At 64.0% G+C, this 18,341-nt stretch carries 29 protein-coding genes and 1 tRNA gene; 3 read left to right on the plus strand and 27 right to left on the minus strand.

The features are described from left to right. Nucleotides 1–22: 22 nt before the first annotated feature. Nucleotides 23–1,129 carry a trans-sulfuration enzyme family protein gene (locus MRUB_RS00360; protein ID WP_013012372.1) on the minus strand — a complete coding sequence of 369 codons (1,107 nt, stop codon included), beginning with the start codon at nt 1,127–1,129 and terminating at the stop codon, nt 23–25. Nucleotides 1,130–1,163: 34 nt separating this feature from the next. Here MRUB_RS00360 and MRUB_RS00365 point away from each other — a divergent pair, with 34 nt between their 5' ends. Beyond that, a complete protein-coding gene (locus MRUB_RS00365; RefSeq protein WP_013012373.1) occupies nt 1,164–1,397 on the plus strand; it encodes a hypothetical protein in 234 nt (77 codons plus the stop codon). On the opposite strand, the gene MRUB_RS00370 is transcribed toward MRUB_RS00365, so the two are convergent. The 3 genes from MRUB_RS00370 to gatB are packed head-to-tail and all read right to left on the minus strand — an operon-like array spanning nt 1,398 to nt 4,474. Next, nucleotides 1,398–2,030 carry a histidine phosphatase family protein gene (locus MRUB_RS00370; protein WP_013012374.1) on the minus strand — a complete coding sequence of 211 codons (633 nt, stop codon included), beginning with the start codon at nt 2,028–2,030 and terminating at the stop codon, nt 1,398–1,400. A gap of 15 nt (nt 2,031–2,045) precedes the next feature. After that, entirely contained in the window at nt 2,046–3,053 is a 1,008-nt protein-coding gene (purM, locus tag MRUB_RS00375; RefSeq protein WP_013012375.1) for a phosphoribosylformylglycinamidine cyclo-ligase, read from the minus strand. Next, on the minus strand, nt 3,050–4,474 hold the full coding sequence (gene gatB, locus MRUB_RS00380) for an Asp-tRNA(Asn)/Glu-tRNA(Gln) amidotransferase subunit GatB (protein ID WP_013012376.1): 1,425 nt from the start codon (nt 4,472–4,474) through the stop codon (nt 3,050–3,052). Before gatB ends, purM begins: the two co-directional genes overlap by 4 nt. 208 nt (nt 4,475–4,682) lie before the next feature. On the opposite strand from gatB, the gene MRUB_RS00385 reads away from it, so the two are divergent. After that, nucleotides 4,683–4,760 (plus strand) — tRNA-Arg (locus MRUB_RS00385). Nucleotides 4,761–4,824: 64 nt separating this feature from the next. On the opposite strand, the gene MRUB_RS00390 is transcribed toward MRUB_RS00385, so the two are convergent. The 22 genes from MRUB_RS00390 to MRUB_RS00490 all read right to left on the minus strand — a co-directional run bounded on the left by MRUB_RS00390 (nt 4,825) and on the right by MRUB_RS00490 (nt 15,255). Then, nucleotides 4,825–5,334: a transglycosylase SLT domain-containing protein gene (locus MRUB_RS00390; protein WP_013012377.1), complete on the minus strand. Its 510-nt coding sequence runs from the start codon at nt 5,332–5,334 to the stop codon at nt 4,825–4,827. Between the two features lie 308 nt (nt 5,335–5,642). Further along, nucleotides 5,643–6,095 carry a hypothetical protein gene (locus tag MRUB_RS00395; protein WP_244403983.1) on the minus strand — a complete coding sequence of 151 codons (453 nt, stop codon included), beginning with the start codon at nt 6,093–6,095 and terminating at the stop codon, nt 5,643–5,645. After that, entirely contained in the window at nt 6,092–6,289 is a 198-nt protein-coding gene (locus MRUB_RS15445; protein WP_013012379.1) for a hypothetical protein, read from the minus strand. Before MRUB_RS15445 ends, MRUB_RS00395 begins: the two co-directional genes overlap by 4 nt. After that, nucleotides 6,270–6,401 carry a hypothetical protein gene (locus MRUB_RS16155; RefSeq protein WP_280109456.1) on the minus strand — a complete coding sequence of 44 codons (132 nt, stop codon included), beginning with the start codon at nt 6,399–6,401 and terminating at the stop codon, nt 6,270–6,272. The genes MRUB_RS15445 and MRUB_RS16155 overlap by 20 nt, the downstream gene beginning before the upstream one ends. Beyond that, nucleotides 6,398–6,721, minus strand: coding sequence for a hypothetical protein (locus MRUB_RS00405; protein ID WP_223299578.1), 324 nt, complete (start codon nt 6,719–6,721; stop codon nt 6,398–6,400). Before MRUB_RS00405 ends, MRUB_RS16155 begins: the two co-directional genes overlap by 4 nt. A gap of 611 nt (nt 6,722–7,332) precedes the next feature. Then, nucleotides 7,333–7,611, minus strand: a complete 279-nt coding sequence (locus MRUB_RS00410) for a hypothetical protein (protein ID WP_013012381.1) — start codon at nt 7,609–7,611, stop codon at nt 7,333–7,335. Beyond that, entirely contained in the window at nt 7,601–7,792 is a 192-nt protein-coding gene (locus tag MRUB_RS00415; RefSeq protein ID WP_013012382.1) for a hypothetical protein, read from the minus strand. The genes MRUB_RS00410 and MRUB_RS00415 overlap by 11 nt, the downstream gene beginning before the upstream one ends. Then, complete coding sequence (locus MRUB_RS00420) at nt 7,792–8,433, minus strand: coiled-coil domain-containing protein (protein ID WP_013012383.1); 642 nt, start codon at nt 8,431–8,433, stop codon at nt 7,792–7,794. Before MRUB_RS00420 ends, MRUB_RS00415 begins: the two co-directional genes overlap by 1 nt. Then, nucleotides 8,420–8,761 (minus strand): hypothetical protein, encoded by a 342-nt coding sequence (locus tag MRUB_RS00425; RefSeq protein WP_013012384.1) that lies wholly within the window; start codon nt 8,759–8,761, stop codon nt 8,420–8,422. The genes MRUB_RS00420 and MRUB_RS00425 overlap by 14 nt, the downstream gene beginning before the upstream one ends. A gap of 1 nt (nt 8,762) precedes the next feature. Next, entirely contained in the window at nt 8,763–9,101 is a 339-nt protein-coding gene (locus MRUB_RS00430) for a hypothetical protein (RefSeq protein WP_013012385.1), read from the minus strand. A 14-nt stretch (nt 9,102–9,115) separates the two neighbouring features. Then, complete coding sequence (locus MRUB_RS00435; protein WP_013012386.1) at nt 9,116–9,991, minus strand: hypothetical protein; 876 nt, start codon at nt 9,989–9,991, stop codon at nt 9,116–9,118. Between the two features lie 12 nt (nt 9,992–10,003). Next, nucleotides 10,004–10,513, minus strand: coding sequence for a hypothetical protein (locus tag MRUB_RS00440; RefSeq protein ID WP_013012387.1), 510 nt, complete (start codon nt 10,511–10,513; stop codon nt 10,004–10,006). A gap of 15 nt (nt 10,514–10,528) precedes the next feature. After that, nucleotides 10,529–10,945, minus strand: a complete 417-nt coding sequence (locus tag MRUB_RS00445) for a hypothetical protein (protein WP_013012388.1) — start codon at nt 10,943–10,945, stop codon at nt 10,529–10,531. Between the two features lie 148 nt (nt 10,946–11,093). Next, nucleotides 11,094–11,768 (minus strand): AAA family ATPase, encoded by a 675-nt coding sequence (locus MRUB_RS00450; protein ID WP_013012389.1) that lies wholly within the window; start codon nt 11,766–11,768, stop codon nt 11,094–11,096. Next, nucleotides 11,758–12,222, minus strand: coding sequence for a type II toxin-antitoxin system VapC family toxin (locus MRUB_RS15450; RefSeq protein WP_081439931.1), 465 nt, complete (start codon nt 12,220–12,222; stop codon nt 11,758–11,760). The genes MRUB_RS00450 and MRUB_RS15450 overlap by 11 nt, the downstream gene beginning before the upstream one ends. Continuing rightward, nucleotides 12,200–12,379 carry a hypothetical protein gene (locus tag MRUB_RS15695; RefSeq protein ID WP_157413552.1) on the minus strand — a complete coding sequence of 60 codons (180 nt, stop codon included), beginning with the start codon at nt 12,377–12,379 and terminating at the stop codon, nt 12,200–12,202. Before MRUB_RS15695 ends, MRUB_RS15450 begins: the two co-directional genes overlap by 23 nt. A 12-nt stretch (nt 12,380–12,391) precedes the next feature. Continuing rightward, complete coding sequence (locus MRUB_RS00460; protein WP_013012390.1) at nt 12,392–12,586, minus strand: hypothetical protein; 195 nt, start codon at nt 12,584–12,586, stop codon at nt 12,392–12,394. Continuing rightward, complete coding sequence (locus tag MRUB_RS00465) at nt 12,583–13,119, minus strand: N-acetylmuramoyl-L-alanine amidase (protein ID WP_015586242.1); 537 nt, start codon at nt 13,117–13,119, stop codon at nt 12,583–12,585. Before MRUB_RS00465 ends, MRUB_RS00460 begins: the two co-directional genes overlap by 4 nt. After that, on the minus strand, nt 13,100–13,633 hold the full coding sequence (locus MRUB_RS00470; protein ID WP_015586243.1) for a hypothetical protein: 534 nt from the start codon (nt 13,631–13,633) through the stop codon (nt 13,100–13,102). The genes MRUB_RS00465 and MRUB_RS00470 overlap by 20 nt, the downstream gene beginning before the upstream one ends. Nucleotides 13,634–13,967: 334 nt before the next feature. Further along, entirely contained in the window at nt 13,968–14,327 is a 360-nt protein-coding gene (locus MRUB_RS00480) for a hypothetical protein (protein WP_015586244.1), read from the minus strand. Nucleotides 14,328–14,585: 258 nt separating this feature from the next. Then, a complete protein-coding gene (locus MRUB_RS00485) occupies nt 14,586–14,879 on the minus strand; it encodes a hypothetical protein (protein WP_013012395.1) in 294 nt (97 codons plus the stop codon). A 4-nt stretch (nt 14,880–14,883) separates the two neighbouring features. Further along, nucleotides 14,884–15,255: a hypothetical protein gene (locus tag MRUB_RS00490; RefSeq protein ID WP_013012396.1), complete on the minus strand. Its 372-nt coding sequence runs from the start codon at nt 15,253–15,255 to the stop codon at nt 14,884–14,886. Nucleotides 15,256–15,336: 81 nt separating this feature from the next. Here MRUB_RS00490 and MRUB_RS00495 point away from each other — a divergent pair, with 81 nt between their 5' ends. Next, the gene (locus MRUB_RS00495) at nt 15,337–15,843 is read left to right on the plus strand and encodes a hypothetical protein (RefSeq protein ID WP_013012397.1); all 507 of its coding nucleotides are present in this window, start codon (nt 15,337–15,339) and stop codon (nt 15,841–15,843) included. A gap of 6 nt (nt 15,844–15,849) precedes the next feature. Here the strand turns inward: MRUB_RS00495 and hrpB are convergent, their stop codons facing one another. Beyond that, entirely contained in the window at nt 15,850–18,330 is a 2,481-nt protein-coding gene (gene hrpB, locus MRUB_RS00500) for an ATP-dependent helicase HrpB (RefSeq protein ID WP_013012398.1), read from the minus strand. Between the last annotated feature and the right edge of the window lie 11 nt (nt 18,331–18,341).

Genomic DNA, 18,341 nt, shown 5'->3' on the forward strand with positions numbered 1-18,341 from the left:
AAAGTATAGCAGGTTGACCGGGTTATTGCAGGGCGGCCTCGAGGTCGGCCCAGAGATCCTCGACATCCTCGATGCCCACGCTCAGCCGCAGCAGGGAAGGGGGTAGGTGCTCCTGCCCCGGAATGGCCGCCCGGCGCTCCATGGTAGACTCCACCCCCCCCAGGCTGGTGGCGTGGCGGATCAGCCGGACGCGCCGACAGACCGCGTCGGCCTCGGCGGCCCCGCCGTGCAGCTCGAAGGAGATGATGCTGCCAAAGCCCTTCAGCACGCGCCTGGCGGTGGCGTGGGTGGGGTGGGAGGGGAGGCCTGGGTAGCGCACACGGGCCACCCGGGGGTGCTGCTCGAGGCGAAGGGCCAGCGTCTGGGCGTTCTCCTGGGCTTTTTGCAGGCGGAGGGCCAGGGTGCGCGCCCCCCGCACGGCCAGGAAGGCCTCGAGGGTGCCGGGGGTGGCGCCGCTGAGTTCCCTGGACTTTCGCAGGGCCTGCCACAAAGCCTCGTCGCGGGTGGTGGCCACCCCCCCGAGCAGGTCGGAGTGGCCCCCGATAAACTTGGTGGCCGACTGAATGGAGACCGTGGCCCCAAACGCCAGGGGCTGCTGGTTGAGGGGGGTGGCAAAGGTGTTGTCCACCGCCAGAATGGCGCCGGGCTTGCGCGGGGCCTGTCCGATGGCGGCCAGATCCACCACCGTGAGCAGCGGGTTGGAGGGGGACTCGAGCCAGATCAGGTCGGCCTCGCCACAGGCCCGCACCCAGCCCTCGGTGTCCTCCAGGGCCAGCCGACGCACCGACCAGCGCTTCTTCTCGGCTCCGGCCAGGGCCAGCCCCACCACCCCCTGGTAGCAGTCGTCCGGCAGCACCACCAGCGCCCCCACCGGAAGCTGATCAAAAACCGCCGCCACCGCGGCCATACCCGAGGCAAAGGCCACGGCCTTCCCATCCTCGAGCCCCCCCACCAGGGCCTCGAGGGCCTCCCAGGTGGGCGTGCCGCCGTCGCGGGCGTAGGCCCGTTCCTGCCCCAGGATGAAGTTGGAGGCCGGAACCAGCGGGGTATTGAGGGGTTCGCCGGGCGCGGTTGGGCGGCCAGCGGCCACCAGCCAGGAGGCCGGTCTGAGTCGGGAAGGCTTGTCCATGCCCGCAAGTATACCCACCTGCTACACTATTGTCATGGTGCAACTGTTCAACGCCGATACCGGCGCGCCCATCGGCCAGATTAGCGAGGCCCAGCTTTCGTTCCTGGTCGCCCAGATGGAAGAGGAACACGCCCAGGATCAGGACTACTACCTGAATGCGGATTTACTGGAGACCTGGCGTGAGCAGGGCGCCGACCCGGCCCTCATCGAGCTGCTGGCTAAAGCCATGGGGGATGGGGAAGAACTGAGCATCCGCTGGTCGAGGTAGCTACGAGAGTGTGGCCTCGTCCATCAGCCCCTCGGCCCAGGCCTCGAGGTGGCCCACATCCCCAATCGAGAGGGCGGTGCCTTCGGGGTAGAGCAGACGGGTGATGGAGGTGTTCTGGATTTGAAACTTGCGCCAGGAACCATTCTCCAGCTCGAGCACAATCTTGAGCGCGGCCCGGATCACCCCCCCGTGGGTCACCACGATAAACCGGCCTTCCGGTAGCTCCTCGATAAATTCCTGTACCCGCGCGGCCAGGTCGGCCATGCTCTCGCCGCCGGGGCGCTTGGTGTTCCAGGGGTCGCGCTGGATGGCCTCGTGGAACTCGGGGTAGAGCACCTGCATCTCGCTGCGCAACAGCCCCTGCAACTCGCCGGCGTAAATCTCGCGCAGGCGGGGGTCGAAGGTAGGTGTAAGGCGCAGGGCCTCGGCGATGGGCTTGGCGGTGAGGGCCGCCCTTTGCAGATCGGAGCTGTACAGGCCATCGAAGCCCTGGCGGCAGGCGGCCAGGCGCTCGGCCACCCGGAAGGCCTGGTGCAGGCCCTGCGGGGAGAGATTGATGTCGTAATGCCCCTGAAAACGCCCCTCCGCGTTCCAGGGGGTCTCGCCGTGGCGTACCAGCCAGAGTTCTTTCATAGGAAGGTGCCGGGCTTAGACAACTCTAATCCCTGACCCTTCCATGATATACCCTACGGGGTAACTTTGCGGTAGCCGTTGCCGGGCCTTGGACGCCACGTCTGGACTCAAGACCAAAATGTAACCAAGCCCCATGTTGAAGACCCGGTACATCTCCTGCTCGGGAACCTGTCCGGCCCGCTGAATCAGCTCAAAAATGGGAGGGATGGGGAAACTGCCCCGCCGAATCTCGGCCCCCAGGCCTTCCGGCAGCACCCGGGGCAGGTTCTCGAACACCCCCCCACCGGTGATGTGGGCCATGGCGCGGATCTCGAGGCCCTCGCGCTGCAAGATTTCTACCTCGTTCAGGTAGCAGCGGTGGGGTTCCAGCAGGGCCTCGGCCAGCGACTGCCCGCCCAGCTCGGGCCGGGGTTCCTCGAGGTTCCACCCCGCGAACACCTTGCGGGCCAGGCTGTAGCCGTTGGTGTGCAGCCCCGAGGAGGGCAGGGCCAGCAGCACGTCGCCGGGCTGTACCCTGGAGCCGTCCACCACCTGGGCCTTATCCACCACGCCCACAATGGTGCCCACCAGATCCAGGCCGCCCTCCTGGTAGACCCCCGGCATCTCGGCGGTCTCGCCCCCCAGCAGGGGGATGCCCACCGCCTTGCAGGCCTCGGCCAGCGATGCCAGGATCTGGGCCAGCACCTCGGCTTCCAGCCGGGCGCTGGCGATGTAGTCCATGAAGAAGAGCGGCCGGGCCCCCTGCACCAGCAGGTCGTTGACCGAGTGGTTCACGATGTCGAAGCCCAGCCCCCCATAGCGCCCGGTCTGGGCGGCCAGAAGGGTCTTGGTGCCTACCCCGTCGGTGGAGGCCACCAGCACCGGCTCGGCCATCGCTTTGAGCCAGGCGACCTCGAGCATCCCCCCAAAGGCCCCCAGGCCCCGCAGCACCTCGGGGGTGTAGGTTTCCTTGATTTTGCTGGCGGCGGCCTTCAGAGCGCCCGCCTTGCGCTCAATGTCCACCCCCGCTTCCCGGTAGTTCATAGCTCGACCCCCAGCATCTCGCCCAGCATCTTTTTGACCACGTCGGCCTTGGCGGTGCCCTTGGTCTCCTTCATGATGGGGCCCAGCAGGGCGTTGGCGGCCTTGAGGTTGCCACCCTTGACCTGCTCCACCACCTTGGGGTTGGCAGCCACCACCCGCTCCACCAGGGGCCGCAGCGCGCCCTCGTCCGCGACCGCCCGCAGGCCGCGTTCCTCCACCAGCTTCAAGGGGTCGGCCCCTTCCATCACCTCGGGGAGTAGCTGGCTCAAGACCCGGTTGGTGATCTCGCGTCGCTCGAACAGCCCTGCCAGCGCGGCCAGGTGCTGGGGGGTGAGGGCAGTCTCCTGCACTTCCACCAGCCGCTCGTTCAGATAACCGGCCACCTCGGCGTTGAGCAGGTTGGCGACGGTCTGGGGGTTGCCCTGGTGGTGGGCCAGGGTTTGGTCGAAGAAGCGGGCCAGCGAGGGGTTGTAGGCCAGGATTTCGGCGTCGTAGGGGCGCACCCCGGCCTCCACGTAGCGGGCGTATTTCTGGGCGGGCAGCTCGGGCATGGCCGCGCGGAGCCGCTCAAGCCAGGCCTCGTCCACCACGATGGGGGGCAGGTCGGGGTCGGGGAAGTAGCGGTAGTCGGCCTCACCTTCCTTCAGGCGCATCACGTAGGTTTTGCCGGCGGCCTCGTCGAAGCCTAAAGTGGCCTGCTCGACCCTGCGCCCGCTGCGCAGGATTTCCTGCTGCCGCCGTATCTCGTACTCGAGGGCCCGCGCCACGCTGCGGAAGGAGTTCAGGTTCTTGATCTCGACCTTGGTTCCGAGCGGCTCTCCCACCCGCCGCACCGAGACGTTCACGTCGGCCCGCATCTTGCCCTCCTCGGGGTTGGCGTCGGATACCCCCAGGGTCTGGGCGATCGAGCGAATGTGGGAGAGAAAAACCCGGGCCTGCTCGGGGGTGCGGATGTCCGGTTCGGTGACCATCTCGATCAGGGGGGAGCCGGCCCGGTTGAGGTCAATCAGGGAATAGGAGGCCCCCTCGGGGTGGGTGGACTTGGCCGCGTCCTCCTCGAGGTGCACCCGCTTGATGCGCACCCGCTGCCCCTCCACCTCCAGGTAGCCGTGGGCCGCGATGGGCAGGTCGTACTGGGAGATCTGGTAGTTTTTGGGCATGTCGGGGTAGTAGTAGCTCTTGCGGTGGAACTGCGTCCAGGGGGCAATCTGGCAGTTCAGGGCCAGCCCGAACAGGATGCCGTACTCCACGGCCTGGGCGTTGACCACCGGCAGTACCCCCGGCAGGCCCAGGCAGACCGGGCAGGTGTGGGTGTTGGGCGGGTCGCCAAAATAGCTGGCATCGCAGCCGCAGAACATCTTGCTTTTGGTTTTGAGGTGCAGGTGGACTTCCAGCCCTACCACGGCTTCGAAATCGGGCATACCGGAAACATTATAGGCTGCTTCATTCCGGGGACTACAGGTGGCCTCGAGCCCCTGAACAACACGCCTGCAAACCAATTTTTATTTATGGTGAGGCAGTAGCTGTTGCAACCTGCTTTGATGAGAGCTGGTTGCTATCGTTTTGGGCCTATGGATGCCCTGGAGGGTAGATGTTACAATCTGGATTGCTTGCCTGGGCAAGCCCCGTGCGCTCGTAGCTCAGTATGGATAGAGCAAAGGTTTCCTAAACCTTAGGTCGCAGGTTCGAGTCCTGCCGGGCGCACCAGTCCAGGACGCTAAAACCCCAGCTTGCTAAAGGCTGGGGTTATCGCTTGACACCTTATTGACACCTAAACCCTCAACTCCGAATACTCCCCCACCTTACCCAGAATGGCCTGCACATAGCTTGCATTCCGCTGCCCCGCCAGGAAGGCCCCCGGCCCCACGTTGTAGGCGTGCAGCACCTCACACCAGGATGCACCGGGCAGGCGAATGTTTTTCAGCCAGCGCAGGTACAAAATGCCGGCAGACACCGCGTACTGAATCCGCACCGGCGTGGGCATGTTGAGCAGGAGCGTTGGATCAAGTCGCACAGTCCTGAACGCGCACGGCTTGACCTGCATGGGGCCAATTTCCGTACCCGAAGCGCAGTTGGCCCCGTTGTTGCTTATTCGCAGGGCCTCCGCCACCCGGTCTACATGCGGGTTGAAGGTGCTCTCGTGCCAGGCCACTGCCACCACCAGATCGGGGGGCACCTCCAGCCCCTCGGCCTGGGCCAGGGCCCCGGCCACCACCGCCGCCAGCGAGCGGCCCCCGCACTCACTGCACGAGGTATTTTTCAGGCGCGGGTTAGCTTCCACGACACGGGCATAGATGCGATCTATGAGATCCCAGCGGCTCTTATCCAGGGGCGGAGGGCCTGGGGGCGGGTAGGGGCAGGTAGGGGATGGCGGCGCACCAACGGTTCCCCCACCACGAGGAGCCGAAGCCGCCCGTCCCCCGGCCAGGGCCAGAAGGGCCGCGCCGCCTAAAACGGCCCAGGCTATGTAATGATGATTTCGCTTCGACACTCTATTCTTACCCTTTTGACATGTCCCGTAAATCGCACACTGCGGCTAATGCGTTTGCGTCCACGGTTGAGAGTTACACACACTTTCATTAGTTCCTTTCATTGAAAGAGCACCTGGATCTTGCTATAGCCCCCTTCAAGATCCACCTCAAACTCCACTTTTTCTACAAGGAAAGAGATCTCCAGAGCTGCTGATGGCGGTAGAATATATGGCCCCACTTTGGAGGAACCATAAGAGAACCAGATTTGAACGTTACTGTATCCCATGTTAACTAAGTGGCCTCTTGTGGCGGGCTTTCCTAATACACCCGCTACGTCTAGGTGGGAGCGGTTGTAACCAAAGACTTCGCCAGTAGGAATGCCATATACGTCAATCTGGGAGATCAGGGGCAGCCGGGCCGGGTCGTGCCCGGCCACGTCCCGCCGGGGCCGCCCGTACTCGTACTCCAGGGTGCGCTGGATGGCCGCCAGCCTGTCCTCCAGGCAGGCCAGCCTTTCTTCCAGGGCCTTCACCGCGCCCTGGGCCTGGGTGATGATTTCTTCCGGTTTCATGCCCAAGAGGTTGAACATTTAGTAGGGCCTCCTTCCTGCGGGGGCTGGGTGGGCAAATTGCCTATGCTTTGCCGAACTAGCAGGGCCAGGATGAGCAGGGCCAGGGCGTAGACCGTGAGGAGCCCCAGGCCCACCCCCACCCCCTGCTTGTAGGCCTGCCAGAGGTTTGTTCCGCTATTGGTTGCTGCTGCCATCTCGTCCAATGAGGGCCCCCAGAATCGCCAAGATCAGGATAATCCCCAACCAGACCAGCGCTGCGCCTACCACAAAGCCAGCGCCCACCTGCACGCCGTCCTGAAAGTTCACTTTGCACCTCCTGCTTTCTGCTCCATCCCGGTAGCCCGAATGCGCGATAGCGCGGCCTCTACCTGCCGCTGGGCGATATCGCGGCCCAGGCCTGGGGCCATCTGCTGCAAGGCAGAAATGGCCTCCTCCAGCTTGGTCTGGGCCCGTTCTTCAAAGGAAAGGTTACTTTTGCGATACCGTTCCTCAACGCTGAGCACCACCTGCTCGGCCAGTTTGGGAACGCGCTCCGACAGCCAGCGCTCGTAGTTCCCGGCGATGATGCGCACGATCCCCGCCAGGATTGGCCCCACTATGGGAATCTTCCCAAGGAGCGCTATCAAACCGCCAGCAAACAAGGTTATTACGCCTACGGCTAAGCTGGCCTGGAGCAGCCAGACGATCCATAGGTTTCCAGATGGTATAAAGTCAGTCCAGTTCACCCTATCCCCCTAGATGCGATCCCAAATCGGGGTTTGTTCTGTTTGGTTCCAAGCAAGGTCGCTATCGTAGGCAATGGCTATTCTGCCCGCCGTAGCCGGCCCCCCGTGGTTGGCGCAGGCCGCCTGTGCGCTGCAGCCGGACTGGGTAGAACCATCCGCACAGGGCCAGGCTGCCATGCAGGTGATATAGCCTGTATCACTAATCGGGGTTTGTTCTGTTTGGTTCCAAGCAAGATCGCTTTTTCTTTCAACGATGGCTATTCTGCCCGCCGTAGCCGGCCCCCCGTGGTTGGCGCAGGCTGCCTGTGCGCTGCAGCCGGATTGGGTAGAACCATCCGCACAGGGCCAGGCTGCCATGCAGGTGATATAGCCTGTATCACCAGCAGGGGTTGGGGGCGAAGTAGTTTGAGGCGGTTGTTGAGCTTGAGGTGGTGGTTGCGTCCCAGCCTGGGAAGCGACATATAGCCCCACACCGGCCACGCCCAGACCGCCCACCAGCCACCAGACCCAGTTCATATCTCATACCCTCCAAGCGGCGTCGAAGGGCGGCAGAGGCTTGGGAAGATCGCGCAGGGGTTGCTGAACGAGCCGTAGCCAAAGCCCGGTGCACCCCCGCCGGGGTTCTGATAGTCGGGGTTCCATCCGTCGTTCCAGCCGGAGCCGGGCTGCTCTTGCTGCTGGTTGTCTGGTTCGGCCGGGTCGGTCTGCGCCTGGGGCTGGCCCAGGGCCTTCCAGCCGAAGTACACCAGCACACCTCCCACCGCAAGCAAAACAAGGGTTTTAGCGTCCATTTCGCACCTCTTCTTTTTTCCTGGCCCTGGCCTGGGCCGATAGTTCAACCTGGATCGCCAGGTGTTTTTCTATCTGCCTCATGGCCGCTTTTATCTCCTGCAGATCGCTGAAGACCAGCTTCAGAAAAGCCAGAAAGGCCACCACCCCCAGGCCCTTGTCCACGGCGTCCAGGAATTCCATCAGCAAAACACCCCCTGGGCTTCCAGATCAGCAATCCGGCGGCGCAGGTTGTTGATCTGCTGCCGCGCTTCTTCCGCCTGGCGCTGGGCCTCCTGGTACTGGTTGCGCAGATTCTGCACCTGGTTATAGGCGGCCCCGATCTGGCTGTTGATGCGGTCAATGTCCGCCCAGGTATCGTCCCAGGAGCTGCCTTCTTTTTTGGGGTGTTTGCGCTGCTCGAGGCCACCCCCGGCCTGCAGGAAGGTCATGCAGGCGTTGTAGGCGTCCTGGTTGGTCTGGGTGCCGCTTACTGTCCACCATTCGTTGATACCGCATATTGGAAAGCCGTTGCAGTGGTACTGGAAGGTGGGATCCTGGGCGTAACTGCGGCAGTTGCCCTGGGCCAGGCTTTCCAGGTCGCGCATCTTTTTTTCGGCATCGGCCCGCAGGTCTTCGTACTCTTTCAATTTGGAGCGGTATCCGGTGAGCACCTGGCACAAACTGGTGCGCTCCTGCCCTGAAACACCGGGGTGGGTGGGCACCTGGGGCGGGATGCCGGGCACCGTCTCTTCCGCTTTGGGCCGGCTCCTGGCGTAGGTGTACAGCCCAAAGGCGGCCAGGCCTCCGGCGCCCACAACAGCGAATACCTCAATCGGCTTCACGCCCCAACCTCCACAGAATCACGCCGAGCAGGCCCGCGCCGGTAACCAATAACAGCGCGGCCTGGCCTGAACGAGCGGCCTGGTAGTTGTAGTAGATGCGGGTGCGCTGGGTGTCCTCCTGCCAGTAGCCCAGGTCACGCTGGGCTGCGGCTTTGGCTTCCTCCGCCCGGCGCAGCTCGGCCCACTGGGCAATGGCCCCGTCCACCAGGTTCCGCGAGGTCTGAACCTGGGCTCGAGCGGCCTCTTCAATAGCCCTGGCTTTGCGATCTTCGCCAAGAAACCCAAAGAGACCCCCCAGCGCACTTCCGAGAAACCCAAGCAACTCCATCTCAATCCCGCAGCATCAAGACCAACACCAGTACCAGCGCGGCGGCCCCCACCACCCAGACCCAGGCTGGCACCGCGGGCTGGGGTTGCACCGCGATGCCGGCAGCCCTGGCTTTCTCGGCCTCGGCCAGGGCCCTGGCCTTTTCGGCTTCGGCCTGTGCTTTCAGCAGGTCGTACCGGGCCTTTTCCTGGTCGGTGTAGATGTAGGGGTCTAACAGGGAACTCACATCTCCCAGGCCGCCAAGGATCTGCTTCCACAGCGGCGGCTCTGCCGGGCCGCTGGTTGCCAGGTTGTTGTCGTTGAAGGTGATCTGGTAGGCGTTGCCGGTGCTGAAGCTCATACGCTACGCCCTCCTTACAGCCCCGCCCGGTTCTCCAGCTCGGCCAGGCGGTTGATCTGGCCCTTATCCAGCACCTGCACCCGGCGGGCCAGGGCCGCGATGTGGACGTAGTGGCCCGCCCGGTCGTTCCAGACCATGGGCACCTGGGTGGTGCGTACCTCGAGCACCAGCCGGGTGCCCGGCACCAGCTCCACCTGCTGCGGCCAGGCCAGCATGGTTTCCAGGTTGTTCTGGTCAACCGAGTGCATGGTGCCGAAGGACTGGTTGAACACCGTCGCTACACTATCGTCAATCCCGCCCGCGTCCCGGGCCACCCGGAAGCGGAACTGGCCGTCGGCATGGGTGTAGTAAATCTCGATGTTGCTGGTGGTGGGCACCCCCGCCGGCTCGGTGAATGTTACCTGGCCGCCGGCGTAGTTCACGCTGGTAATAACGAGTTTTTGCCACACCCCACCCACCTGGGCCCATACCGCCACGTCGGGGTGGTAGGCAGAGGGCAGGGTGGGGGCCCCCTGGGCGCTCTGGATCAGGTAGGGCAGGTTGACGGTGCGGGCCTGGGGTGCGCCCAGGTTCTGCCCGGCCACGGTCTGCTGCCCCTTCAGGTAGACGCGCAAGCGTTTCTCCCCCGCCATAACGCGGAAGTGGGCGGTCTCGGGGGTGCGCATCTGGGCCAGCGGAAACCACTCGTTGGCCCGGTAGGGGAAGCCAGTACTTTCGATGTCCTCCCCGTCAATCCAGGCGAAGGCCCAGTCGCTCATCTGCACCGCTGCGGGTGCCGGGCGAACTGGTGCAGCCGCCTGCTGGGAGTTCGAGGTTTCCAGGCGGGGCAAATCACGAAAGGTGTCCAGGCCACGCCGAAGCAGGTTGCCAAGGTTATCCAGGATAGCCATTGTTCCTCCTGCCTAGATAGTGGAGTTGTCCACGCCCACCGGCAGTTCGATCCGGGTACGGGCGTCGGCCAGGGCAGGCGTCGCGCTGGATTCCACGTAAACTTCCAGAATGTCCCCCTCCCGGAAGGCAAAGCCCTGGGGGGTTACCCCGCCCTTGGCCGGGCTCAGGGTGGCGAGGATGTTCTGGTAGTACTTCGCATCGCGCTGTTGCGCCTCGCTCAGGTCGTAGTACCCGGCGTACTGGATTTTGCCCAGGAACTCCGGCGCATCGAAGCCACGGGTCTTGCGGGCCAGGAAAACGTCGGTGTCGTGGGGGAGCTGGTTGCCACCCGTATCGTAGAGCTTCAGCACCACGGGCAGGGGGTTGGCGATAACCCACGAAGCCCCCTGGGGCACCACGAACTCCGCCACCTTCACCCGCTGCCTGCCGGTGTAGTCGCGGTAATCCGGGCCGCCCTTGATCAGGGTGATGGGGCGGGCGCTGGGCCGAATGGTTTTGATGCGGTTAAAAGCCTCCTGCATGTTTCCTCCTAATCACTAGTCAATGGCCAGCAGGGTCATGACCAAATTTGCAAACGACCCTGCCGCGACTCCCAGACCGATGTAGTCCACCATGGGGTCATCGGTCAGCTTGTTGTTGATGAGCAGGGTTCCGAGTAGAACGCCGCCCAGGTTCAGCAGCAGCCGATTGGTGTAGGCGTTGGGCACTTCCGTGGTGGTGGGCTTTCCGTCGCTGCCCACCTTGTAGTAGCGCACCTTGCCGTCCGGGCCCTTAGCGGCCCAGCCAAACAGGTCACGCCGACTGGTGTAGATGGTTTTGCGGGCCATATAGGCCCCCAACACGCCCAGGGAGGTGGCGACCACAATTGGGTTCTGCACCACCTCCAGGGGGTTGGAGGTGCTGGCTAGCTTTTGCATGTCCCGGCCCGCTTGAATCGCCGCCTGTTCCGCCATTACTCCTCCTTACCGATACCAGCGTGGGCAGCCGCTGGCCTGAAAAGCAAGCGCAAGGGGAAGGTGCAAAGCGGCAGGTCAAAGCGGCCCTAAAGTACACCCCGGCAGGCTGCTTTGACCTGCCGGGGTGTACTTGTTGCGTCTGGCTCTACAAACGCACCCACATCCTGCGCCGGGGGTTTTGGGGGTTGCGCAGCACCAGGCCCCCCTCTTCCCGATCCAGGTTCTTTACACCGTACTCCGGGGGCAGGCCGTCGTCCGGGCGGGCCAGGGTGCGCACCCGCTCGCCCAGCTCGGGGAAGTGCTCGGAAACTGCCCGCACGTCGTTGGGCTCGGTGACCCGGAAGGTGACCAGGTGGGAGGCCTGCTTGCGCACGCCGGGGTCTATCCCCCCGGTGAGGCCCTGGAGCATCTGGGTCACGAAGATGGCGTTGTGCCCGGCCTCGCGCCCCCCGGTGAGCACCTCAAACAGTCCCTTGGGCACCGCCCCCCGGGGGAAGAAGTGGTAGGCCTCGTCCACCAGCAACAAAACATCCCGCTGGCGCATGATCTCCGCTCCCAGGGCATCCAGGAAAGCGCGCGGGTCGTAGCCCGTGACGTGGAAGAAGACCCTGCTGTGACGCCGCAGGGCCCGGCTTGGATCGCCTTCTTCCTTTACCCGGAAGCGGGCCTCGCAAAGGTCGGAGAACTCCGTTTTGCGGTTGACGATGACCAGCTTTCGGAAGCGCCCCACCATGCGAAGCAGGATTTGACGGGCCAGGGTGGACTTCCCCGACCCCGACTTGCCCACGATGAGGATGCGGAAGGTCTGTCTACCGGCCACGCTCAAACTCCGGAATGGCTACAACCTGGACTTTTTCTTTTTTTGCGGCTTGATAAAGGGTTTTGTCCAAAGTAAAAAACCGCAGCTTGCGGAAAGTTTGCATAGCTAAGGTGGCGGCCAGGTGTACGGCATCTGCCCCTTTGAGGGGGTGATTTTGGCATAGGTCAAAAGCTTTTTTACAAACCGTTCTCGAGACTGGAAGTACTAGCCAGTTTTCCAGGTTATCTAGCAAGAAAGATTGTATTTTTTTTCTATCAAGCTTACTCAGGCTTTTGTTTCGAACCATGGCTCCTGTTGCACCAGCTATCTCAGGCACAACCAGATTACAAATTCCAATGTATTTGGCTTCTTGGTAAAGCGATAAAGCCAAGTGACTGAAGCGTTCCTGAGTGTGTATTTGGATTAGCGCACCTGTATCGAAGACAACAAGCTCAACGTCGTTGTTCTTTGACATACTCAAGCGAGCCTTTTTTGCCTTTCAGTTTGACTTGAGGGGGCAGAGGCCTTTTTTGTGGGTTAGCAGGTTCAACGACAACAAAATCATTTGCCCAAGAATCTGGGTTAGGGCCAATTGTTTTTGGTTTGGGCGTTTTGAGGGTTGAACGCTTCATACTCCCAGCCTATCACACCTGGTATTGCTGCCACAGTTCCCACCCTGCCCAGGCGGCCAGGGCGAAGGCGACCACGGCCTGGGCGGTCTCGCACTTGGGGCAGCCCTGCCCTTCGCGCAGGTTCTTTAGGCGGCCCAGGCCCAGGTAGAGGCTACCGGCCAGCACGGCGATGGGGAAGGCGTTGTTTTTGATGGCATCAAAATTCACACCACTACCTCCTGCACGTAGGACGCTATAGGAGACGCGACGGCTTGAGCCCGTGCAATCCGCTCTTCCCGCGAAACAGGGCGCGTGGGGCCAAACTCCACCAGCACCGCCGGGCCTGGAAAGTCGTCAATGTAGAGCCGGCCAAACCGACTGGCAGATGAAGGGCGAACCCATGCCCCTCTCAGAACTGCGGCAATCCGTTCAGCCAGGCTCCGGGATAGCGGATGCGCGGAATAGTACACCCCAGGGCCCGGAGCGGTGGGGGTGTCGTGGTGCACACTGACAAAAACCCGGGCTCCCTGCGCCTGGGCCATGCGGGTTCTCTCGGCCAGCGGCACAAACACGTCTGTGGTGCGGGTGAAGCCCACCGTGTAGCCCAGGGCCACCAGGTACTCCTTGAGGGTGAGGGCCTGCGCCAGGTTGAGATCGCTTTCGCGGGTTCCCGAATTGGGATCCACCGCCCCAGGGTCGCGCCCACCGTGCCCAGGGTCTAAAACCAGATATGCACTTTTTCTAGGCCTGGGCTGGTTCATCAGCACTACCCCCAGCAGGAGGATTAGGAGCACTCCGAGCCCGTATTTCCTGAACTGCACGCATACCTCCGTAGACGCTCATGGCCATCACCCCCGCCCCCAGCAGGATGCGCAGCCAGGGGGGCAGATGCTCCACGCCCCCTTGCAGCGGCAGGCGGTTCTTGCCGATGCCGTAGGCGGCCAGGGCCTCCCCCACCTTGAGCGCGTCCAGCACTGGTGCGGGAGGGAGCATGGGGAGTACGCCCCCCTGAAAAGCCCGGGTGAAGGCTTCCACTTCTTCCTGGGTTTGCAGCCTCAGCCCCAGGATTAGCATCCAGGTAGCCCCCTGAACCAGATCGGCCCCGGTAAAGGGTTCGATGGATGGGGGTTCGGGGGGAAGGTCGGAAAAAGAGGCCTCCCCCTGGTTGTCTTCTATGTTCTGGAAGCCTTCGTCAGTAGATGATGGGGCCGGATCCGGAAACCGCAGAACCGCCGGTTCTGTTTCCGCCGCAGTTCCCACAGGGGGTTGTTGCACCGGTGCCTCCTTTCATACCCAGGACTGCCGCAGCCACTACCAGCACCGCACCCAGAACGGCCACGGCGTACCCCTGAACAGATTTGGGAGTAGGTTTGGGGTTGGCAGGCTCGGCTTTTTCTTTGGAAACCTTTTCCGAAGGGTTTTCGTTTTCAACCGCCGCTGTTTTTGGCATGGATACCTCGGGCTGTGATTCCACTGCCTGGGTCACAACGGGATCGAGTTCGTCTGGCCCCAGGGGAACGGCCTCCACCTGGCGGGGCGCTTCGGGTTGCAAAGCTGGCATCTCCACCGGTTCTGCCAACAGTGGTTCTGGCAGCCTTAGGGTCATGGTTTACCTCCTGCCTCTGGGCCAAACCGCCAGGGCCAGAACGCCTATGCCCAGGGCGGCTAGGCCCACGCCGGAGCCAGTGACCGCTACCGAGCGGGCCGGCTCGGGCACGAGCTGCACGGTCTCTTTGATGGTGGCTACGATGCGCCAGGTTAGATACAGAATCGCTATGACCGCTGCTGCGGTGAAAATGGCTGGCAGCGCGGGAAGGAAGGCGGGCTGGATCAGGTCATCCGGGGTATACCAGCTTAAGGCCGGGGTTATGGCCCACGGATCCTGGGCCCCCGAGGTGGAGGCGGTGGGGGTGGCGGTTACCTGGAGCCGGATCACCAGGTCGCTGCCTTTTTTACCCCAGTCCAACACTTTTATACTCGAGCCGTATTTTGCTTGCAGCGCTCGTTCTAGGTCGGATCGGGTTACCCGCGAAATATCGCCACTTTGGTGGGCTAATACGATCTCATAGGTGCCCGGCCCAAGTGGCTTGTCTGAATTTACAGGCACGCGTTGAAAAGCCATGCTTTCAGGCTTGCCCGGTTGCGCTGCAGAATCAAGCGCAGAGCGGAGGTGCAAAACGACGGTGCAGGTGGGCTTGCCCACCTGCCGGTGCAAAGCGGCCCAGGCTTAGGTCGCTTTCTTTTGGTGTAGCCGACGTACTATTTCCACCAGCGCTGCCAGCTTGCCAATAACCCCCCTACCCACGCCGGGTAGGGATTCCAGGTCGCGGATGTCCCAGCCGTGGATGTTGCGGATGTCGCCCCCAAGAGCCTGGCCGATGGAACGGGCGGCCTGGAGATTCCCGAAAAGGGCGTAGAGCAGCATTTCTAGGGGTTGGCTTTCTAGCGGAACGGGCTCGCGCTTGCGAGAGGCCAGGTCGAGCAGGCGGCGTGAAGGGCGTCCTTTGCGTATGTCTTCCATGCGCTTACCTCAGGTTGAGCACCGGGCAGTCGTCGAGCTGCACGGCGGTGGCTGGGCCAGGGGTGCGGATGCGGTACTCACCACCGCTGCCCACCTCCGGGGTGGCGGCGGTGATGTTGCCCTGGTCGGTGTAGACCAGGATGCGTTCTGCCGAGCCGGTGATGGTCAGGCGAATTTCGTTGGCGCCCTGCGCTACCTGGGTGATCTGGCCCAGGCAGTTGGTAGGGGTGGCGGTGGGTGCTGGGGTGGTGGCGGGTGCAGGCGCTTGGGTCACCAGGGGTTCTTCGGGTTGGGGCCGGGTGAAGAGGAAGGCGAAGTACCCGATTAGCACGGTCAGCAGCACCAGGCGCAGCGGGTTGAGTTTCTTATCGTTCATGCTTCTAGTCTAGGGTAGCAAATTTTTGAGGCGGCCCACGTTCGGGACAAAAGTCCAGACAACCCATGGCATCTTAGGGTCATGGAGAGGCTGCAGCGAACACCCCGCCTGTTCGACCGCCTTGACCGCAGAATTACCTTCTTTTTAGCCCGCAACAGCCTGGGTGTGCTGCGGGTGAGCCTGGGGTTGGTTTTCCTTTGGTTTGGCCTGCTGAAATTTTTCCCGGGGCTCAGCCCGGCTCAAGATCTTGCGGGGCGCACCATCGAGGTGCTCTCTTTCGGGTTGGTTCCACCTGCCTGGGGGCTTCTGATACTGGCTGCGTGGGAAAGCCTGATCGGTCTTGGACTGATCTTTGCGCAACCGCACAGTTTTGTGATGCGAGCTACCCTGCTGCTTATGGCTTTGCAGATGCTGGGCACGCTCTTGCCGATTTTCTTCTTTCCGGCGGAAGTGTTTACCCGTTTTCCCTACGCGCCCACTTTAGAGGGGCAGTACATCATCAAAAACCTGGTGCTGGTGGCGGCCGCCATGGTGGTTGGAGCGACGGTGCGTGGGGGGTATTTGAAGCCAGAGCCCGCTGAGTCGTAGGCGTTTTCACCGCGGCTTGGTTTTCCGGGTGGGTTCGGCATTCCAGGGGTCTTCGGGCCAGGGGTGCTTGCTGTAGCGCCCGCGCAACTCCTTGCGCACCTCGGGGTAGGTGTTGTTCCAGAAGCTCTTGAGATCCTGGGTTACCTGGATGGGCCGCCCGGCGGGGGAGAGCAGGTGCAGCAAAACCGGGGTGCGGCCCTCGTTGACGGTGGGGGTATCGGCCAGGCCAAAGAGCTCCTGCAGCTTGACCGCCAGTACCGGCGGGCTGCCATCGGGGCTGTAGGTGAGCTTGATTTTGGAGCCGCTGGGCACCTCGAGCCGCGTGGGAGCCAGGGCCTCCAGGCGGGCTGGGAGCGGCCAGGGTAAAAGCCCGCCCAGCAGGCTTTGGAGCTCGAGCCGGCCAAAGTCCTCGCGGCGCGAGACCCCGTCCAGCCAGGGGGCCAACCAGTCCTCGAGGGTCTCCAGCAGGTGGGCATCGGAGACGTCGGGCCAGCCTTCCTGGGGCCGCCAACTGCGCAGGCTCAGCACGCGGGCCTGCCACTGGCGCAGCGCTTCCGTCCAGGGCAGAAGCCCCAAACCCTCGCTGCGAACTGCCCGGCACAGCACCTCGCGGCGCCTGGCGGGCTCGAGGCGGGCCAGGGGCTCTTTGGATAGCACCACCTCCCCAATCCGCAGCTCTCGCTGGGCCAGCAGAACCCCGTTGCGGGCATCCCAGGCGATATGCTCCACGGGACGGGCCCGGGGGGCCAGGTGCTCGGGTTCGACCGGCGCTGCCAGAAAGATGCGCCCTTCCTCCTGACCGGCGTCCAGATGGGCTACGGCCAGCCAGGGGGTGCCGGCCAGGGGGTCGTCCTCGCCCAGCCGCACCCCGCGCCCCCCCGAGAGCCGGTAGCGCAGGCGGTCGCCTTCGCGCAGGTGGGCCAGGCGGTCGGGGTAGGCCTGGGCCACCAGCAGGCCCACCATGTGCGGCTCGGGGGGGCGGTTGTCGGCCGTCACCCCCAGCCGTTTGCGCCACTCCTGGCTGAGGCGCTCCACCCGGGACAGCACACCGGTCTCGGCGCTGTGCAAAGCCTGCCGGGTCTGGCGCCAGTGCCGCAGGGCTTCGATGCGCAGGCCCAGGTCGGCCCCAGTTTCGCGGGGCAGGGGGTCGCGCTCCTCCAGCAGCGCCGCCAGGTCAGTGGCGAGGGCGCCCTGCCCCAAAGCCAGGCCTTCCAGCAGCAAATGGGCCAGCCGGGGGTGGGTGGGCCACTCGAGCAGGGCCTTGCCCCGCTCGGTCAGGGTGGGGCCTTCCAGCGCCCCCAGGGCCTCGAGCAGATCGCGGGCCTGCCGGAGGGCCCCGGCGGGGGGTGGTGTGACCCAGTCCAGGGCGAAAGGATCCTGCACCCCCCAGCGGGCCAGCTCGAGCACCAGCGAGGCCAGATCGGCTTCCAGAATCTCCGGCCGGCGCTGGGGCAGGAGCTGTGCATCGGTGGCCGGGCTCCACAGGCGGTAGCAGACCCCCGGCCCCAGGCGCCCGGCCCGCCCGGCCCGCTGCTGGGCGGCGTCGCGGGTGACCCGCACGGTGACCAGACGGGTGAGGCCGCTTCGGGCCTCGAAGCGGGGCAGCCTCGAGTACCCCGAGTCCACCACCACCCGGATGCCCTCGATGGTCAGGCTGGTCTCGGCAATGGAGGTCGCCAGCACCACCTTGCGGCGCGCCGGGTCGGGCAGGATGGCGGCCTGCTGGGCGGCCAGCGGCAGGTCGCCGTAGAGCGGGGTGATTTTAATTTCGGGATGCCGTTCCGTCAGCAGCCGCTCCACCCGGGTAATCTCGCCCACCCCCGGCAGAAAGACCAGCACATCGCCCGCCTGCTCGGCCAAAGCCCGCGAGACCGCACCGGCCACCACCCCCGGCAGGGGGCCCTCGGGGTCTTTGGGCAGGTAGCGAATCTCTACCGGGTACTGCCGCCCTTCCGCCGTCAGGACGGGGGCTTGCAAAAACGCGCCCAGCCCCTCTGCGTCCAGGGTGGCCGACATCAGCAAGAGGCGCAGATCCGGGCGCAGGGCCTGCTGCACCTCGCGGCACAGCACCAGCCCCAGATCGGCCTGGAGGCTGCGCTCGTGGAACTCGTCGAAGAGGATCAGCCCCACCCCTTCCAGGCCGGGGTCTTGCTGTAGCCGGCGGGTCAGGATGCCCTCGGTGAGCACCTCGATGCGGGTGGCGGGCCCCACCCGGCGCTCGAAGCGCACCTGGTAGCCCACGGTCTGGCCCACCGGCTCCCCCAGCAGGTCGGCCATGCGCGCCGCCACGTTGCGGGCGGCCAGGCGGCGGGGCTGTAGCATCCAGATCTTCTGGCCCTCGAGCCAGGGCTCCTTCAGCAGTTCCAGCGGCAGCAGCGTGCTCTTGCCCGCGCCGGGCGGGGCTTGCAGGACGACCGTGCGGTGCGTGCCCAGGGCTTTTCGCAAGGCAGGCAGAACGGTATAGATGGGCAGACTAGCGTCCTTCATGGCCCCAACTT

The organism is Meiothermus ruber DSM 1279 (genome assembly GCF_000024425.1).
GTDB classification, from domain to species: domain Bacteria; phylum Deinococcota; class Deinococci; order Deinococcales; family Thermaceae; genus Meiothermus; species Meiothermus ruber.